At 72.3% G+C, this 17341-nt stretch carries 14 protein-coding genes; 2 read left to right on the forward strand and 12 right to left on the reverse strand.

Annotation, left to right across the window (positions count from 1 at the left end; genetic code table 11):
- Positions 1 to 144: 144 nt before the first annotated feature.
- The 5 genes from AB0K12_RS38165 to AB0K12_RS38185 all read right to left on the reverse strand — a co-directional run bounded on the left by AB0K12_RS38165 (position 145) and on the right by AB0K12_RS38185 (position 5680).
- A complete protein-coding gene (locus AB0K12_RS38165; RefSeq protein WP_355427582.1) occupies positions 145 to 969 on the reverse strand; it encodes a PIG-L family deacetylase in 825 nt (274 codons plus the stop codon).
- A gap of 10 nt (positions 970 to 979) precedes the next feature.
- Entirely contained in the window at positions 980 to 2401 is a 1422-nt protein-coding gene (locus AB0K12_RS38170) for a tetratricopeptide repeat protein (RefSeq protein ID WP_364572264.1), read from the reverse strand.
- 104 nt (positions 2402 to 2505) lie between these two features.
- Positions 2506 to 4092 (reverse strand): GMC oxidoreductase, encoded by a 1587-nt coding sequence (locus AB0K12_RS38175; protein WP_364572266.1) that lies wholly within the window; start codon positions 4090 to 4092, stop codon positions 2506 to 2508.
- Positions 4089 to 4607, reverse strand: a complete 519-nt coding sequence (locus AB0K12_RS38180; RefSeq protein ID WP_364377026.1) for a carboxymuconolactone decarboxylase family protein — start codon at positions 4605 to 4607, stop codon at positions 4089 to 4091. Before AB0K12_RS38180 ends, AB0K12_RS38175 begins: the two co-directional genes overlap by 4 nt.
- Positions 4604 to 5680, reverse strand: coding sequence for a dihydrodipicolinate reductase (locus AB0K12_RS38185; RefSeq protein WP_364572269.1), 1077 nt, complete (start codon positions 5678 to 5680; stop codon positions 4604 to 4606). Before AB0K12_RS38185 ends, AB0K12_RS38180 begins: the two co-directional genes overlap by 4 nt.
- Before the next feature lie 325 nt (positions 5681 to 6005).
- Between AB0K12_RS38185 and AB0K12_RS38190 the strand changes: the two genes are divergently transcribed.
- The gene (locus tag AB0K12_RS38190; RefSeq protein WP_364572271.1) at positions 6006 to 8102 is read left to right on the forward strand and encodes an ATPase; all 2097 of its coding nucleotides are present in this window, start codon (positions 6006 to 6008) and stop codon (positions 8100 to 8102) included.
- 11 nt (positions 8103 to 8113) lie between these two features.
- On the opposite strand, the gene AB0K12_RS38195 is transcribed toward AB0K12_RS38190, so the two are convergent.
- The 7 genes from AB0K12_RS38195 to AB0K12_RS38225 form a co-directional block, all read right to left on the reverse strand.
- Positions 8114 to 9430, reverse strand: a complete 1317-nt coding sequence (locus AB0K12_RS38195) for an amidase (protein ID WP_364572273.1) — start codon at positions 9428 to 9430, stop codon at positions 8114 to 8116.
- A 139-nt stretch (positions 9431 to 9569) separates the two neighbouring features.
- A complete protein-coding gene (locus AB0K12_RS38200) occupies positions 9570 to 10379 on the reverse strand; it encodes an amino acid ABC transporter permease (protein WP_364572275.1) in 810 nt (269 codons plus the stop codon).
- Positions 10376 to 11044, reverse strand: coding sequence for an amino acid ABC transporter permease (locus tag AB0K12_RS38205; RefSeq protein WP_364572277.1), 669 nt, complete (start codon positions 11042 to 11044; stop codon positions 10376 to 10378). The genes AB0K12_RS38200 and AB0K12_RS38205 overlap by 4 nt, the downstream gene beginning before the upstream one ends.
- Positions 11045 to 11050: 6 nt before the next feature.
- On the reverse strand, positions 11051 to 11890 hold the full coding sequence (locus AB0K12_RS38210) for a glutamate ABC transporter substrate-binding protein (RefSeq protein ID WP_355427552.1): 840 nt from the start codon (positions 11888 to 11890) through the stop codon (positions 11051 to 11053).
- Positions 11891 to 11899: 9 nt separating this feature from the next.
- Positions 11900 to 12643: an amino acid ABC transporter ATP-binding protein gene (locus tag AB0K12_RS38215; RefSeq protein WP_355427549.1), complete on the reverse strand. Its 744-nt coding sequence runs from the start codon at positions 12641 to 12643 to the stop codon at positions 11900 to 11902.
- A gap of 82 nt (positions 12644 to 12725) precedes the next feature.
- Positions 12726 to 13556: a glutamate ABC transporter substrate-binding protein gene (locus AB0K12_RS38220; RefSeq protein WP_364572280.1), complete on the reverse strand. Its 831-nt coding sequence runs from the start codon at positions 13554 to 13556 to the stop codon at positions 12726 to 12728.
- Positions 13553 to 14239 (reverse strand): response regulator, encoded by a 687-nt coding sequence (locus AB0K12_RS38225; RefSeq protein ID WP_345402842.1) that lies wholly within the window; start codon positions 14237 to 14239, stop codon positions 13553 to 13555. Before AB0K12_RS38225 ends, AB0K12_RS38220 begins: the two co-directional genes overlap by 4 nt.
- 155 nt (positions 14240 to 14394) lie before the next feature.
- On the opposite strand from AB0K12_RS38225, the gene AB0K12_RS38230 reads away from it, so the two are divergent.
- Positions 14395 to 17277, forward strand: coding sequence for a response regulator (locus AB0K12_RS38230; protein ID WP_364572283.1), 2883 nt, complete (start codon positions 14395 to 14397; stop codon positions 17275 to 17277).
- The last annotated feature ends 64 nt before the right edge of the window (positions 17278 to 17341 follow it).

A 17341-nucleotide genomic window follows, 5' to 3' on the forward strand; every position in this document is an offset into this window, starting at 1 on the left:
ACCGGATGTCCGGGTGGATCTGTCAGCACTCGTCAGCACTGTAGGCGGCCCAGAGCCCGATCACCATCACCACACCCGCCCCCGCCCGGCGAACTGCGACGACCCCCGAGGATCGGTGAAACTTTCACCACCCGCCAGGAACCGTCAGGGGCGGAGGCCGGCGAACAGGTCGTCTTCGTGGGCCGGAGCGTCGACCTTGGACAGGACGCGTTCGAACGCCTCGTGGGAGAACGCCTGCTGCTGGGCCTCCTCCGGCATGCGCAGGAAGAAGATGTTCTCCCCCTGGCTCTCGTGCGCCCGCAGCGCCTTCAGCTTGCGCTCGGCGTAGGCGGTGACGTCGACGACGGTGGTCACCTTCTCGTCGGGGGTGCCGAAGTCGTCGGACGGCAGCTCGTCGCCGAAGTCGACGCCGTTGGCGCGCATCAGCTCGAACATGCGCTTGATCGCGGCCCGGGGGATGGCCGTGTGGTAGAGCTTGTCGGGAATGCCGGTGCGCTCGGTGGCCGCCACCGTGATCTGGTGGGCGCGCACGTGGTCGGGATGGCCGTAGCCACCGCCGCCCGTCTCGTCGTACGTCACCACGACCTGCGGCCGGTAGCGCTCCATCAGCTCGGCCAGCCGCCCGGCGGACGTCTCCAGCGGCACGTTGGCGAACGCCTCGGGATGGGCGTTGGCCTCCCACCCCTCCATGCCGGAGTCGCGGTAACCCAGCAGCTCAAGGTGCTCGACGCCGAGGTGGGCGACCGACTCGCGCAGCTCGCCGAGCCGCTGCACGGCCACCGCCGCGTCGTCGTGGCCGGGGTCGCCCGGCTTGACACCGCCCGCGCCGTCGCCCTGCTCGCCGTTGGTGCAGGTGACGAGGACCGTGCGGATGCCCTCCTCCGAGTAGCGGGCGAGGATGCCGCCGGTGCTGAGACACTCGTCGTCGGGGTGGGCGTGCACGACCATCAGGGTGAGTTGGCGTTCCATGCCTTGCAACCTACTCGACGGGACCGACAGTTCCGGCGGCTCCGCCGGTGCGGGCCAGGTCGGCCGCGCGCACCCGCGCCACGGCCGCCGCCGCGCCGTCGCCGACCGCGTCGGCCAGCGCCGCCTGCTTGAGCCAGTTGTACGGGCTGCACGGCCGCAGGCTGATCCGCTCGCTCACCAGCACCCTGGCCAGGTCGCGCCGCCCCGCGCGCAGGGCCGACTCCAGCAGCGTGCGCTGCACGGCGTCGCGCTGCGCGTGGCTGCCGCCGAACTCGGCGATCCGGTGCCTGATCGGCCACAGCAGGTCCACGACCGCGTCATGATCACCGCGCCCGAACGCCACGATTGCCCGGCACACCGGCAGCCCCACCCGCAGCGTCATGCCGTGGTTGGTGACCCCGGGCCGGGGCCTGGTCACGTACGCCTCACGCTCGGCCACCAGCTTGTCCGCCTCGCCGATCCGCCCCGCGCCGACGTACGACATGACCGCGTGCATGTCGTTGAACGCGTAGAACGGCTCGGCCACCCGCGCCGGCCACCGGCCGGCCAGCGCCTGCCAGCGTGCGTGCTGGTCGGAGCCCTCCAGGTGGAGCCGCCACAGCAGCGCGGCGGCGTCCAGCAGCTCAAGGCACGACTGCCCGTCGGCGAGCACCGCGTCGTAGATCGACAGCACGCGCGGCAGGTCGCCGCTCTCCAGCGCGTACAGGCAGTAGTGCCACCAGGTGTGCACGTTGAAGAACGTCCCCCTGGACCAGTCGGGCAGCCGCGCGTCGAGGTAGCGCAGGCCCGCGCCGAACCTGCCCTGCTCCTCGTACGTGTGCACCACCGCGTGGATGCCCCACACGTCGCGCGGGTTCAGCTCGACCGCCCGCAGCCCTGCCTCCTCCGACCTGTCGTGGTGCCCGCACTCCTCCAGCCCGAAGGCGTACATGCCGAGCAGGTGACCGAAGTGCGGGTCGTCCTGCGGCCAGGCGTTGAGCGCGCCGCCGACGCGGTCGCGCAGCATGCGGGCGTCGCCGGTGAAGAAGTCGATCTGGTGGCCGACCGCGAGGGCCAGCGCGTCACGCGGATGCTCGGCCGTCAGCTCGGCGAGCAGCGAGCCGCAGGCCAGGAGGTCGCCGTCGAGCAGCGCCAGCACCGCCGCCACGTGCGCGCGCTCCCTGGGCAGCAGGTCGGCGCCCTCGGTCCTGCGCAGGAACGCCCCGAACCTGGCCCGCGCCGTCCGCGCGTCCTCCACCTCGGTGGTCAGCAGCCCGAGGTAGGCCACCAGGACGTTCCCCATCGGGAACCCGGGTGACTCGGCCAGGGCGGCGCCGGCCTCGGCGTCGACCTCGGCCCTGAAGTGCAACAGCTCGTCGATCGCGCGGTCGTAGTGGCGTGCCGCCGCCGCGCTGGCGCCCGTCATGGCCAGGCCGTGCCGATCGTGGCTCACCGCCTCACTGTAACCAGCGAACTCCGTACGGGCACGGACCTGTGGCGGGGTATCACGGATGGAGTGAGGGCCGCTCGCCGCCGCCGGGCTGACCGGCCGGTGGATCACAGGTCGGTGGCGATGATGTGCTCGATGTTGCGTTCGGCCAGGGCCGTGATCGTGACGAACGGGTTGACCGTCGCGTTGCCGGGGATCAGCGCGCCGTCGATGACGTACAGGCCGGGGTAGGCGGTCAGCCGGCCGTAGTTGTCGGTGGCGCGGCCGAGCACGGCGCCGCCCAGCGGGTGGTACGTGAGGTGGTCGCCCCAGATCTTGTAGACGCCGAACAGGTCCGTCCGGTAGATCGTGCCCTCCTTGGCGTTGATCCTGTCGAAGATCGTCTTCGCCATGTCGATGGACGGCTGCTTCCAGGCGGCCTGCCAGCTCAGCTCGACCTTCCCGGCCGCCGCGTTCCAGGTGAACTGCGCCCGGTGCGGGTTGTTCGTGATCGACAGGTAGAAGGAGGCCCACGTCTCGATGCCCGTCGGCAGCGGCGCGACCTCGGCGAACGCGCCACCGGCCGACCAGTTGTCGATGCCGCAGCACGGGATCGCCGACTGCAGGCTGCCGGTCGGGTCCCACAAGTGGTTGGCCCGGCCGCACATCACGTTGCCGTTGTCGCCCCAGCCCTTGCCGACCTCGCCGTTCAGGGCCGGCAGCGCGCCGGTCGCCTTCAGCCTGACCAGCAGCTTGCTCGTTCCGACGCTGCCGGCCGCGAAGAACACCCGGGTGGCGGTCACGGTCTTGGCCGCCACCACGTTCCCGCTCGTGTCGAGCTGGTCGATGAGCACCGTGTAGCCGCCGCCGGGCGCCGGGGCGACCGAGGTGACCTGGTGCAGCGGCGACACCGTGACCCGTCCCGTGGCCTTGGCCCGCGCCAGGTACGTGCGCTGCAGCGACTTCTTGCCGTGGTTGTTGCCGTAGAGGATCTCGCCGGCCAGCGCCGACTTCGGCACCGTGCCCGCCTCCTCCTGCTTCATGTAGTCCCAGTCGTAGACGTCGGGCACGAACACGAACGGGAAGCCGGAGCGCTGGGCGTGCTTGCGGCCCACCCGGCCGTACTGGTAGGCGGGCGTCGTCTCGAACCAGGCCGGGTCGATCGTGCCCACGCCGAGCGTGGCGTTGGCGCGCGGGTAGTAGACGGAGTACATCTCGTCGGCGTTCACCGTGGGCAGCACCGACGCGAAGTTCTCGCGCTTGGGGGTGACCGCCATGCCGCCGTTCACCAGCGAGCCGCCGCCGACGCCGCGGCCCTGGTAGACGGTGATGCCGGCGAACTCCTCGGCGTCCAGCACGCCGGTGTGCTTCGGGATGTCGCGGTCGAGCGGGAAGCCGAGGAAGTAGTTGAGCGGGGCCTTGGTGCGCGTACGCAGCCAGTACGAGCGGTAGTCCGGCTCCCGCGTGTTGCAGAAGATCTTGCCGTCGGCGCCCGGCGTGTCCCAGGCCATGCCCATCTCCACCATGTGGACGTCCACGCCCGCCTGGGCCAGGCGCAGCGCGGCCACCGAGCCGCCATAGCCGGTGCCGATGACCAGGACCTGGACCCGCGCGCCGGAGGGGATCGCGCGGGCCGGCGAGGCGTGGACGCCGAGTGCGGCGGCTCCGACCAGGGAGCCGGTGCCGGCGATGAAGCCGCGACGGGTGATGCTCATGGTGCCTGCCTCGCTTCCGGCCGGTGGGCGGGCGACGCGCCGCCGGGAAGCCGGCAGACGGTGTCCAGGCCCAGAACGTGGTTGAGCCGGCCGAACGCCAGCCAGGAGCCGAGGCACATGCTCAGCTCGACGATCTCCGCCTGGCCGTAGCTCGCCGTCATCCTGGCCCAGAACTCCTCGTCCAGGCCGTGGGGGTCGAGGGTGTAGCGCTCGGCGTACTCGGCGGCCAGGCGGGTGCGCTCGTCGAAGGCCGTGGTGGTGCGCCAGTTCGTCACCGCGTCGGCGAAGCCGTCCTCGACCTTCTCGCCGTCCCGCTCGGTCCGCCAGTCCAGGCAGAACGCGCAGCCGTTGATCTGGGCGACCCGCAGCCTGGCCGCCTCGAACTCGCGCAGGCCGAGCGTCGTGTGGGCGTAGACGGCCAGCGAGAAGCGGGCGGCGGCGGGGCCGATGCCGGGGATCATCTCGCCCCAGACGTACTCGATGGCGTCCTTGCCCTCCGGGATGTCAATCCTCATCGCGTACCTCCGAGCTTGCCGGGGACCGGGCGGAGCGGGACGTCGAGCGCGTCGTACAGGCCGGGGGCGGCGGCCACGAGCCAGTCGATGGCGCCCACCAGGCGGCCCACGGCTGTCGCGTTGCCGCCCGCCGACTGGTTGCCGTCCTCGTCGGTGGCCTCCAGCGTGACCTCGATGCGCGGGCGGCCCTCGACGATCACGCGGTGCGCGCCCACGCCGCCCGGCGGGACCGGCCAGTCGGGGGCGCAGGCCGGGTGGATGCGGGTGACGTGCTCGATCACGATGCGGGGCGCGCCGCCGATCACGCCCTGGACCTCGAACCTGGCCGCGCCCTGCGTGCCCTTCTCGAACGTGCCCATCGTGGCCGTCGTGATCGTCTCGTCGAGCGGGCGGCGTTCGACGTGCTCGCGGATCTCGTCGAGCTCGGCGCCCAGCGCGCGGGCCATCAGCCTGATCTGGCCGCCCCACACCATCGATGGGACGTCCCGCGCCAGCATCGGGGGCTCGTAGTCCATCGGCTGGCCCATGCCGACCAGGTAGCGGACCGAGTCCGGCTGGTCGTAGGTGGAGTAGTCGAAGATCTCCTGGCAGCGTACGGAGTCCACGGTCGCGCCCAGGCCGCTGACCAGCAGCGGCAGCACGTCATTGGCCCAGCCGGGGTCCACGCCCGAGGCGAACAGCGACCCGCCGCCCTCGGCCACCGCCTTCAGCAGCGGCTCGCGGACCTCGGGCGGGGCGTTGCGGTGGTCGTAGAGGGCGTACAGGGACGGGGTCACGACCACGGCGCCCGCCCTGACCGCCTTGACCACGTCCTCCAGGGCCTCATTCGGGCGCAGGTCGCCGGAGGCGGCGTACACGACGGCCCGGGGGGCGGCGCCGAGCACCGCGTCGGCGTCGGTGGTGGCCGCGACGCCGAGGCGGCGGCCGAGCCCGGCCAGCTCGCCCGCGTCCCGCCCGGCCTTGGCCGGATCGTGAACGAGGACGGCGGCCAGTGTGAGCGCGGGATGAGCGGCGACGGCGCGGATGGCGGCGCGCCCGATGTTGCCGGTACCCCAGACGATCGTGGACACCATGAGCGGAGCGTAGCAAGCGCTTGGTTGTGTGTATAGCTCTCGCCCACAGACCCCTGACCGAAACTCACCGCTGACCAGCCCCCGTTGTGAGGAGAAGCTGAGCGGTGCAGGCGCAGGACGGGGTGCGCGCTCGACAGGTGGGCTGGCTGTCCAACTTGTTCCGGGGGTCGGATTGAAGGTGGTGGTGGATGGGGGAGTGTTGGGGGTTTGAGGGGGTGGTGGAGCTGGTGGGTAGTCACTTTCTTACTTTTCGTGGCGGATGCACTGCGGGTCCGGCAAGCTGCTGTCACCGAATGCGGCGGAGCGAGCCGGACGGGTGGGGTTGATGACGATGGGTGGGCGGCCGGCCGGCAATCTGCCGCCGGAGATGACCAGCCTGGTGGGCCGGCGTGGCGAGCTGGCCAGGATCCGCCGGCTGTGCCGCGAGTTCCGCATGGTGACGCTGACCGGCGCCGGGGGCGTCGGCAAGACCAGGCTGGCGCTCAGGGCCGCGGCCCGCATGCGGCCGGGGTACGCGGACGGCGCCTGGTACATCCCGCTGTCGGCGCTCGACCAGGGCGCGCTGCTGCCGTACACGATCGCGGAGGCGCTGCCCCTCGCGGACCGGACGACGCGGCCGATGCTGGAGGTGCTCAGCGAGTATCTCGCCGACCGCCACCTGCTCCTGGTCCTCGACACCTGCGAGCACCTCATCGACGACTGCGCGCGGACCGTACGCGCGCTGCTGGCCGCCGCGCCCCGGCTGACGATCCTCGCCACCAGCCGCCGCCCGCTGGACGTCCCCGACGAGCAGGCGCTCATCATCGAGCCGCTGCCCGTGCCCGACACGCGCGGCGAGGGCCCGCAGGAGGCGGTGAAGCTGCTCGCCGAGCGGGCCGCCGCCGTCGTCCCCGGCTTCGAGGTGACGGACGGCAACCGCCACCAGCTCGTACGCATCTGCCGCCACCTGGAGGGCCTGCCCCTGGCGATCGAGCTGGCCGCGGCCCGGCTGCCCAAGCTGGGCGTCGCCGAGCTGTGCGAGCGGCTCGACGACCGCTTCGCCCTGCTGGGCGACGCCGACGACGACATGCCGGGAGCCGACCCGCCCTGGCATCGGGCGCTGCGCACCGCGATCGGGTGGAGCCACCAGCTGTGCGACCCGGGGGAGCGGCTGCTGTGGGCGCGGGCCTCGGTGTTCGCGGGCAGCTTCGACGACCGGGCCGTGATCGAGGTGTGCGCGGACCGGCTGCTGCCCGCCGACGCGATCCCCGGCCTGCTCGCGGGCCTGGTGGACAAGTCGATCCTCATCTGGGCCCCCACGGGCGGCGGCGAGCGCTACCGGATGCTGGACACGATCCGCGAGTACGGCGCCGGCTGGCTGCGCGCCCTCGGCGAGCAGGACGAGCTGCGCCGCCGCCACCGCGACCACTACCTGGCGATGGCCCGCCAGGGCGACGCCGCCTGGTTCGGCCCCGGCCAGGTCTCCTGGAACGACCGCACCACCGCCGAGCACGAGAACCTGCGCATCGCCCTCGACTTCAGCCTGTCCACCCCCGGCGACCACGGCGCGCTGGAGCTGGCCGCCGCCCTGTGGTTCTTCTGGTACCCGTGCGGCTTCCTCCGCGAGGGCCAGCACTACCTGGAGCGCGCCCTGGAGCTCGACACAGAGCCGAGCGCCGTACGCAGCCGCGCCCTGTGGGTGTGCGCCCTGACCCTCATCGTGCAGGGCGACGCCGACGCCGGCATGGCGTGGGCCACCGAGTGCGCCGGGCTCGCCGAGGAGCTCGGCGACGTCCCGGCCGCGCTCGCCGCGCAGGCCATGGTGATGGCCGCGGCCACCATCAGGGGCGACCTCCCGCTCGCCCTCGCGCTGGCCGACAGCCTGGTGGCGGTGCACAGGCCCGAGCAGGGGCTGGACCTGCCGACAATGCTGGCCAGGCTGGGGCAGTGCCACGTGCACACCGCGCAGGGCCGCATCGAGGACGCGATCAGGGCGCTGGAGGAGCTGTGCGCCGAGTGCGACGAGCACGGCGAACGCTGGATGCGCGCCTACGCCGACCTCTTCCGCGCCCAGGCCGAGCTGACCCTCGGCCGCTACGAGCCGGCCCAGCGGTACGCCCGCGCGTCCCTGGAGCTGAAGCACCGGCTGCACGACAGCATCGGCATCGCGCTCGCGCTCGACGTGCTGGCCTGCGCCGCGGCCGCATCAGGGCAGGGTGAGCCGGCCGCCCGCCTGCTGGGTCTCGCCCAGCAGGTGTGGGACACGATCGGGCGGGCCCAGATCGGCATCCACGAGTGGGTGGAGGCCCGTACGCGCTGCGAGCGGCAGGCCCGCGCGGCGATCGGCGACCAGGCGTACGGGACGGCGTTCCGCACCGGCTACGACACCGGCCTCGACACCGGCATCGTCCAGGCCATCGACTCAGGCTCCGCCCACCGCTGACCCCCTCGCTGTCAGGCCCGCAGGCGGCTCGCCGTCGCGAACAGCAGGGGCTCGTCGCCGGGGCGGCAGAGGAGCTGGAGGCCGACCGGGAGGCCGGCGACCGTGCCGGCGGGCACGGTCAGGGCGGGCAGGCCCAGCACGTTCCACGGGCAGGTCAGGGAGAGCAGCGCGACCCCGACGGGCACGGGCCGCCCCGCCGGCGTCACCTCGCGCTCGTCGATGAGCGGGGCGGTGACCGCCGCCGTGGGCAGCGCGAGCACGTCGTGCCGCGCGAACAGCCCGCCCGCGACCGCCGCCAGCCGCTCCCTCGACTCCAGGGCCCGCACGTAGCTCCATCCGGGCACCTGCGCGGCACCGCGCAGCCGTTCCAGCACCTCCTCGCCGAACAGCTCGGGCGCCGTCTCCATGCGGTCCGCGTGCACGGCGACCGCCTCGCACGACTGGATCGCCCGGTACGTCCGCAGCACCTCCTCGGCGAACCCGCCAGGAAGCCGCACCTCAGGCAATTCACCCGCCGCCGCGCGGACCGCCGCCACCACCTCGGGGTCGCCCTCGAACAGGTCGCTCGCGTCCAGCCACGCCACCCGGGCCGGCTCCACCAGGGCGGGCGCGTCGGCGCCGGTCAGGGCGCGGTAGGCGATCAGGCAGCTCTCCGGGTCGCCGGCCAGCACGCCCACGTGGTCGAGCGAGCGCGACAGCGGGAAGACCCCGTCCGCCGGGATGGCGTCGTACGCGGGCTTGAACCCGGCGACCCCGCACAGAGCGGCCGGGATGCGGACGGACCCGCCCGTGTCGGTGCCCAGGGCCAGGGGCACGAGGCCCGCGCCGACGGCGGCGCCGCTGCCGCCGCTGGAGCCGCCCGACATGCGCGAGGGGTCGTGCGGGTTGCGCGAGGCCCCGTTGGCGGAGCGGTCGCCGGTCGGCCCGTACGCGAACTCGTGGGTGGTGGTCTTGCCCACGAGCACCGCCCCGGCCTCTCGCAGCCGCGTCACGCAGGCGGCGTCCCGGGAGGGGACGTACCCGGCGAAGTGCCGCGAGCCCATGGTCGCGGGCAGCCCGGCCACCTCGATGAGGTCCTTGACCCCCACCGGTACGCCGTGCAGCGGCCCCCGGTCGAGCCCCGCCGCCAGCTCGGCGTCCGCCGCCTTGGCCGCCTCCAGGGCGCCTGTCCCGTCCACGGTGACGAACGCGTTCAGACCAGGATCGAGCGCGGCGGCGGCGCCGAGCGCCTGCTCGGTGAGGTCGGCCGAGGTGGTACGGCGCTCGCGCAGGTCCTGGGCGAGCTGGGCGAGGGTGCGGCCGGTGAACGGGCCGGGGGGAATAGGCATGGCATCTTTCTACACATTTCATGCCATCCCCATCGACCCTCCCCTGGCGCCGCCCCGGGTGCGCACAGCGCGACGGTCGCGTGGTGGTGGCTGCCGCCCCTCCCGGCGCGCACCGGCCCGGTGCCCTGGCCGGCCGCGGTCAGGCGGTCCTGGCGCGCGCGCCGAGCCGCTGCGCCAGCCGGTCCAGCGCCATGTTGATGACGATGAAGATGGCCGCGATGAGGATGGCCGCCGGGATCACGTTGGAGAAGTTCGCCGCGATGCCGTTCAGGCCCCGGTCCACCAGCTCGTCGTAGCCGACGATCAACCCCAGCGCCGAGTCCTTCAGCAGCACCACGAACTGGCTGACCAGCGCGGGCATCATGGCCTTGAGCGCCTGGGGCAGCAGCACGAGCCGCATCACCTGCCCCTTGCGCATGCCCACCGCGTACGCCGCCTCCCGCTGCCCCTTGGGCAGGCTCAGCACCCCGGCGCGGACGATCTCGGCGATCACCGAGCCGTTGTAGAGGGTGAGGCCGAACACGACGGCGGCGAAGGCCGAGATGTTCACGCCGATGAGCACGTACGAGCCGAAGAACGCGAAGAAGATCAGCAGCAGCAGCGGCACGGACCTGAAGAACTCCACCACCACCGCCGCCGGCACCCGCACCCACGTGTGCTCCGACAGCCGCGCGGTGGCGAAGACCAGTCCGAACAGCCCGGCCAGCACCACGCCGACGACCGCCGCCGACAGCGTGCCGGCCAGCCCCGGCAGGATGAACGTGGCCCAGACGTCGGCGCGCAGCAGCGGCGTCCACTTCTCGGCGGCCCACTGGTCCTTGGCGTCGAAACGGACGTACACGAAGGCCGCCACGGCGAGCAGCGCCAGCGCGACGACGCCGGTCAGCACCCGGTTGCGCCGCACACCGCGCGGGCCGGGCGTCTCGTAGAGAGTGGTGTACGCGCTCATCGGGCCACCGCCAGCCGCCGCGACAACCAGCCGAACAACAACCCCATCGGCAGGCAGAGCAGCACGAACCCGGCCGCGAAGCCGAGGAAGATCTCGATCACCTGGTCCCCGTACGTCTCGATCAGCTCGCGCATCCGCACCGACGCCTCGGCGACGCCCACCACCAGCGCGATCGTGGTGTTCTTGGTGAGCGCGATGAGGATGCTGCCGAGCGGCGCCACCACCGCGCGGAACGCCTGCGGCAGCGTGATCAGCGCCAGCGTCCTGACGAAGCCGAGCCCCAGCGAGCGGGCCGCCTCCGCCTGGCCGACCGGCACCGTGTTGAGCCCCGAGCGCAGCGCCTCGCAGACGAACGCCGAGGTGTAGGCGGTCAGCCCGATGACGGCGAGCCAGAAGTTGTTGGTGGCGATGTCGTCGGACAGCTCAAGACCCAGGTTCGCGCCCACCCCGAGGCCGGTGAAGAGCAGCACGAGGGTGAGCGGGGTGTTGCGGGCCACGGTCACGTACGCGGTGGCGGCGGCGCGCAGCGAGCCGAGCGGCGCCACCCGCATGGCGGCCAGCAGCGTGCCCAGCACCAGCGAGCCGAGCGCGCTGACCGCCGTCAGCCGCACCGTCATCCAGAAGGCGGCGACGATCGTGCCGCCCTCGGTCAGCAACGCGTCCATCGGGCCTCAGTACCGCTCGAGCTGCGGGGCCTGCGGCACGGCGAACCCGGAGGCGCCCACGCTGGCCTGCAGCGCCTGGGTCCAGCTGCCGTCGGAGAACATCTTCTCCAGCGCGTCGTTGACCGCCTTGCGGCCCGCGGTGTCGTCCTTCTTCAGGCCGATGCCGTACTTCTCGGTGCTGAACGGCTTGCCGACGACCTTGAGCTTGCCGGTGTGCTGCGCGGCGTAGCCGGCCAGGATGACGTTGTCGGTGGTGATCGCGTCGAGCTGGCCGCCGAGCACGCGGTCCACGCACGCCGAGTACGTGCGCTCCTCCTGCAGCTGCACCTCCTTGGCGTACTCCTCCTTGACCTTCTGGGCCGGGGTCGAGCCGGCGACCGAGCAGAGCTTCTTGCCGTTGAGCGTCTCAGGCCCGGTCAGCGCGCCCTCGTCGGACCTGACCAGCAGGTCCTGCCCGGCCACGAAGTACGGACCGGCGAAGGAGACCTTCTGCTTGCGGGCGTCGGTGATCGAGTACGTGGCCACGACCATGTCGACCTGGCCCTGCTCCAGGAAGGCCTCCCGGTTGGCCGAGACGGTCTCCTTGAACGTGATGTCCTTCTCCTCGACGCCGAGCTGCCTGGCGACGTACTTGGCGACCTCGATGTCGAAGCCGGTGAAGGCGCCGTCGGGGGTGCGCAGCCCGAGCCCGGGCTGGTCCGCCTTCACGCCGATGACCAGCTTCTTGTCGTTCTTGGCCTTGTCCACGATCGAGGCGTAGGTCTCGGAGCCGCCACCGCACCCGGAGGCGGCGGCGACGACGGCGACCACCGGGACGAACACCGTGAGAAGGGATCTGCCGAACATGACGACTCCTTAGTGGGTGAGGATCTTGGCGAGGAAGGACTGGGCGCGGTCGCTGCTGGGCGCGCCGAAGAAGGCGGCGGGGGAGTCCTGCTCGACGATCTGGCCGTCCGCCATGAACACGACCCGGTCGGCGGCGCGGCGGGCGAAGCCCATCTCGTGGGTGACGACGACCATGGTCATGCCCTCGCGGGCCAGCGCCGTCATGACCTCCAGCACCTCGTTGACCATCTCCGGGTCGAGCGCCGAGGTGGGCTCGTCGAACAGGATCGCCTTCGGGTCCATGGCCAGCGCCCGGGCGATTGCGACCCGCTGCTGCTGCCCGCCGGACAGCTGCGCCGGGTACTTGTCCGCCTGGGAGCCGATGCCGACCCGGTCGAGCAGTTCGCGGGCCTTGCGCACGGCCTCCGCCTTCGGCCGCTTCAGCACGTGCACCTGCCCGAGGACGACGTTGTCCAGGACGGTCTTGTGCGCGAAGAGGTTGAACGACTGGAACACCATGCCGACCTCGGCCCGCAGCCTGGCCAGCGCCTTGCCCTCGGCGGGCAGCGGGGTGCCGTCGAGGGTGATCGTGCCGGAGTCGATGGTCTCCAGCCGGTTGATCGCCCGGCACAGGGTCGACTTGCCCGCCCCTGACGGGCCGATGACCACCACGACCTCGCCCTGCTTGACGGTCAGGTCGACGTCCCTGAGCACGTGGTGGTCGCCGAAGCGTTTGTTGACCCGGTCCAACACGATCAGGTCCGCGTGGCTCATGCGTCACGCTCCTTGTCTCGGTCAGCGTTGGCGTAACCGTAAGGAGCGGGACGTGCCGCGAAGCGGCTTATGATCGTTTAGTTCAGCGGTTCGCCGGTCGCGACGACGCGGAGGTCGTGCCGGTGACCCCGATCGTGGCCATGAAGGCGCGGTCCCACTGCCCGTCGCGCAGCCAGCGCGCGATCAGCCCGTTCAGGTAGTCGCGGAAGACCGCGTCCTGCTTGCGGATGCCGATCCCGTACGGCTCGCGCCCGAACGGCTTGCCGACCATCCGCAGCGTGTCGGGATGCTGGGCCAGCAGCCCGAGCAGGATCGTGTCGTCGGTGCTGATCGCGTCCACCCGCCCCGACACCAGCGCGGGCACGCAGATGCTGTACGCGTCCACGATCTCCAGGTCCGCCTCGGGCACGGTGGAGCGCAGCCGCTCGACCGACGTCGAGCCCTTGGCCGTGCAGACGGTCTTGCCCTTCAGGTCGGAGACCTGGTTGATCGTCATGTCGCCGGCCCTGACCAGGAGGTCCTGCCCGGCGTAGTAGTACGGGTCGGTGAACGACACCAGCTTCGCCCGCGCCGGCGTGATCGAGTATGTCGCCACCACCAGGTCCACCAGGCCCTGGGTGATGAAGTTCTCCCGCTCCCGCGAGACGGTCTCCACGAAGCGGATGTTGCGCTCGCTGCCCGTCAGGTCCTTGGCGATGAGCCGGGCGATCTCCGCGTCGAACCCGGTGATGCGCCCGCTGACCGGGTCCTTGTAGCCGAACATCGGCTGGTCAAACTTGGTGCCCACGGTGAGCACGCCGCGCTCCCTGATGCGCGCCATCGTCGAGTCCTCGGGGAACGGGCCGGGGTCGCCGCAACCCGCCGTGGCCAGGCAGATGAGCATCGCCGCGACCAAGGCGCGCAGTCCCCTCATCGGACGCGGTACCGGTGCTGCGGCCGTCCCGTCGGGCCGTAGCGCGGCCGGCCCTCGACCAGCCCGCGGTCGGCCAGGTGTTCCAGGTAGCGGCGGGCGGTGGCCCTGCTGACCCCGATCATGCCGGCCAGCTCGTGCGCGGAGGCGTCCTCCTCGACCTCCGACAGCGCGTCCAGCACCGCCTGCTCGGTCGCCGCCGAGATGCTCTTCGGGCGGGAGGCCGGGTCGAGGTGCATCGATCGGAAGATGCGGTCGATCTCCTGCTGCTCGGCGAAGCGGCCGCCCGACTCCAGTTGCTCGACGGTGGCGGCGTACCGCAGCAGGGTCTGCTCCAGGGTGCCCGCCCTGGTGGGTTTGACCAGGTAGTAGAGGGCGCCGCGCTGGATCGCCGCGCGTACGGTGGCCGACTCCTTGCGGCCCGAGACGACGATGACGTCGGCGGGCGGCTGCTCGGGCCGGCGCAGGCGATGCGCCACCTCTAAGCCGGGCATATCCGGAAGGTGCAGATCGAGCAGGACGAGCCGCGGCGCGAAGCGGGCGGCGGCGGCCAGGGCGGCGTGACCGGTGTGGGCGATGCCCACGACCCTGAACCCGAGCACCCTGTTCACCTGGGCGTGCAGCGCGGCGGTGACGACGGGATCGTCGTCCACGATGAGAACGGTGATGTCCCTGAGCTCAGGCATCGCCACGCTCCTCGTCAATCTGGTCGATCACTGCAGCTTAGGCGGGTTTTATCAGAAAAGATCGACTTTTGCTCGTTCTGCTCAGCTGGAACCGGCGCGAACGCCGGATCCCTCCTAGTCTGTACCCCAAAGAGTGGGGGGAGGGACGGACGCCCGTGCGATGGCTGCTCGCGGTGACCGCCTTGTGGACGCTGCTCGGTCTGCTGCCCCTGGCGCTGCTCACCTCCTCCAGCATCTCCCTGTCGGAGCAGGCCGTCAGAGGCGAGGTCAGCGACCGCGTCAAGACCACCGCCTCGGTCAGCCGGGTCGTGGTCGAGCAGCAGATGGACTCGCTCAAGCAGCTCGTCACCGCCTTCGCCCAGCGGCCCCAGGTCCGCGAGGCCGTCAAGAAGACCGCCCCCGGCACGCTCGGCGGCTGGCTCACCGAGCTGCAGGGCATGCGCGACGGCGTCAGCGGCCTCGTCATGATCTCGCCCGAGGGCAAGATGCTCGGCGTCGAACCGCCCGTCGTGCTGCCCCAGGACATCACCAGCACCGACTGGTACCGCGCCGTACGCGACCAGCGCGTCGCCTACGTCTCGCAGGCGTACACGCCGACCATGCGCGACGTGTCCAGAGCGGTCGCCGTGGCCGCGCCCATCCCCTCGGCCGACGGCGTCGGCATGGTCGGCATGCTCGCCGTCGTCTACAGCCTCGACGCCATCCAGCAGTTCGCCGAGAAGGCCGCCGACGCCCAGGACATCCGGCTGCTCATCACCGACAAGGCCGGCGTGCTCGTCGCCGACGACCCCAGCAAGAAGCTGAACGCCCTGACCTCCCTGCGCGAGGACCCCCGCGTGGACGACGCGCTCAACGGGCAGGCGTGGAGCGGCGAGTACCGCGGCATCGACGGCGTCGTGCTGTCGGCCTCCGAGCCCATCCCCGGCATCGGCTGGACCGTCACCGCCGAGGTGCTCGCCGCCGAGGCGCTGGCCTCCGCCGAGCGGCTGCGCACGAACGTGCTCACCGTCGCCGCCCTGCTCGCCCTGCTCATCCTCATCGGGCTCGGCCTGCAGATCCACAGCACCAGGGGCCGCCGCCGCGCCCAGGCCACCCTCGCCAGGTACGCCGCCGAGCTGGCCGGCGCCCGCGACGAGGCGCTCAGCGCCTCCAGCGCCAAGTCCGAGTTCGTCGCCAAGATCAGCCACGAGATCCGCACCCCGATCAACGGCGTGCTCGGCATGAACTCCCTGCTCATGAACACCCGCCTGGACGACGAGCAGCGCTACTACGCCACCACCGCCCAGGAGGCCGCCCAGAACGTGCTGCGCCTGCTGGACGACTTCCTCGACCTGTCCAGGATCGAGGCCGGCCACCTCCAGGTCGAGGCCGCGCCGTTCGACCTGCCGCGCCTGTGCGACGAGGTCGTCGCGCCGTTCGCGCCGCACGCCTACGAGCAGGGGCTCTGGCTCACGCTCAGGATCGACGAGAACGTGCCCAGGCAGGTGTGCGGCGACCCCGCCAGGCTGCGCCAGGTGCTGACCAACCTCGTCGGCAACGCGCTCAAGTTCACCGTCCAGGGCGGCGTGGACCTGCACGTCACGATCTCCGAGGGCGAGCCTGGCCAGGACCGGGTGGTGCTCAGGTTCGCCGTGGCCGACACCGGCATCGGCGTCGGGCCGCAGGACCGCGAGAAGGTGTTCGGCGTCTTCCGCCAGGTGGACACCCCGATCACGCGCAGGACCGGCGGCAGCGGGCTCGGCCTGGCCATCAGCAGGCAGCTCGTCGAGCTGATGGGCGGCAGCATCGGCCTGGACAGCGTGGAAGGCGTCGGCAGCCGGTTCTGGGCCACCCTGCCGGTCGACGTCCTCGACTGGTCGGAGCCCGGCGCAGCGGCGCTCGAAGGGCTGCGCGCGCTCATCGCCGACCAGCGGCCCGAGGACCGCGCGCTCGCTGCGCGCCTCCTCGCCCAGGCGGGGGCCGACGTGGAGGAGAGCAGGGACGTCGAATCCGCCCTGGGGCTGCTGCGGGCCGCGGCGCAGGGCGGGGAGCCGTACGAGCTGGCCGTCGTCGCCCTCGACCTGAGCGCGGGCCGGCGCCACGCCGACCCCGCCGATCCCGGCACGCCGCGCTCGCTCGCCCACGCCATCCTCGTCGACCCGCTGCTCCAGGCCACCAGCGTCATCGTGGTCGTCACGCCAGGCCGCTCCGGCGTCGCCTGGCCCGCCCCGGCCGGGGAACGCGCCGTCCAGTCGATCACCCGCCCGCTCAGCCGCCGCCGCCTGCTCGCCGCCGTGGAGAACGCGCTCGGGAACGCGCTCGATGCCGTCGAGAGCCCCGGTGGCGCTCCAGCCGTCGCAGCCGGTGGGCCCGCCGGGGGCGCGCGGATCCTGGTGGCCGAGGACGACGAGGTCAGCCGGCAGGTGGCGATGCTCGTCCTCAGCCAGGCCGGGCACGCGGTCGAGACGGTGGACGACGGCGAGCAGGCCGTACGCGCCGTCCTCGCCGGCGGCTACGACCTGGTCTTCATGGACTGCCAGCTGCCCGTGCTCGACGGGCTCGCCGCCACCGAGGAGATCAGGAGCCGCGAGGAGGCCCACACCCCGATCATCGCCATGACCGCCGCCGCCATGCCGGACGACCGCATCCGCTGCCTGGAGGCCGGCATGGACGACCACCTCGCCAAGCCGGTGGACTGGGCGCGCGTGCTGGCCAGGATCCCCGAGTGGGCCGCCTCCGCCGGGCTGCCTCCCGAGCTGGCCGGGCTGTCCGCCGAGGCGCTCGCCGACGTGGCGCGGGCGTACCTGGCGACCGCGTCCCGCACGTTCGAGGAGCTCCGCCAGGCCGTCCGCGACGGCGACCGCCCCCAGGCGGCCGCCCTCGCTCACCGCCTGAAGGGCGCCTGCGCCACGGTCGGCGCCGCCAGGGAGGCCGAGCTGTGCCGCCGCGCCGAGGAGATCTCCAGAGCCGGCGGTGCGGTGGGCGAGGCGCTACTGGAAGAGCTGGAGACCCTCCTCAGCCGGGCCCCCGACTGGATGGACACCGTCCGCTCCACCTGAGCGCCGTTACGGTTTTCCGCCATTGAGGTCGGCGGGGCACCCCCATGGCCGGCGGGGTGCCGTG

The organism is Nonomuraea sp. NPDC049419, from assembly GCF_040676995.1.
GTDB lineage: Bacteria > Actinomycetota > Actinomycetes > Streptosporangiales > Streptosporangiaceae > Nonomuraea > Nonomuraea salmonea.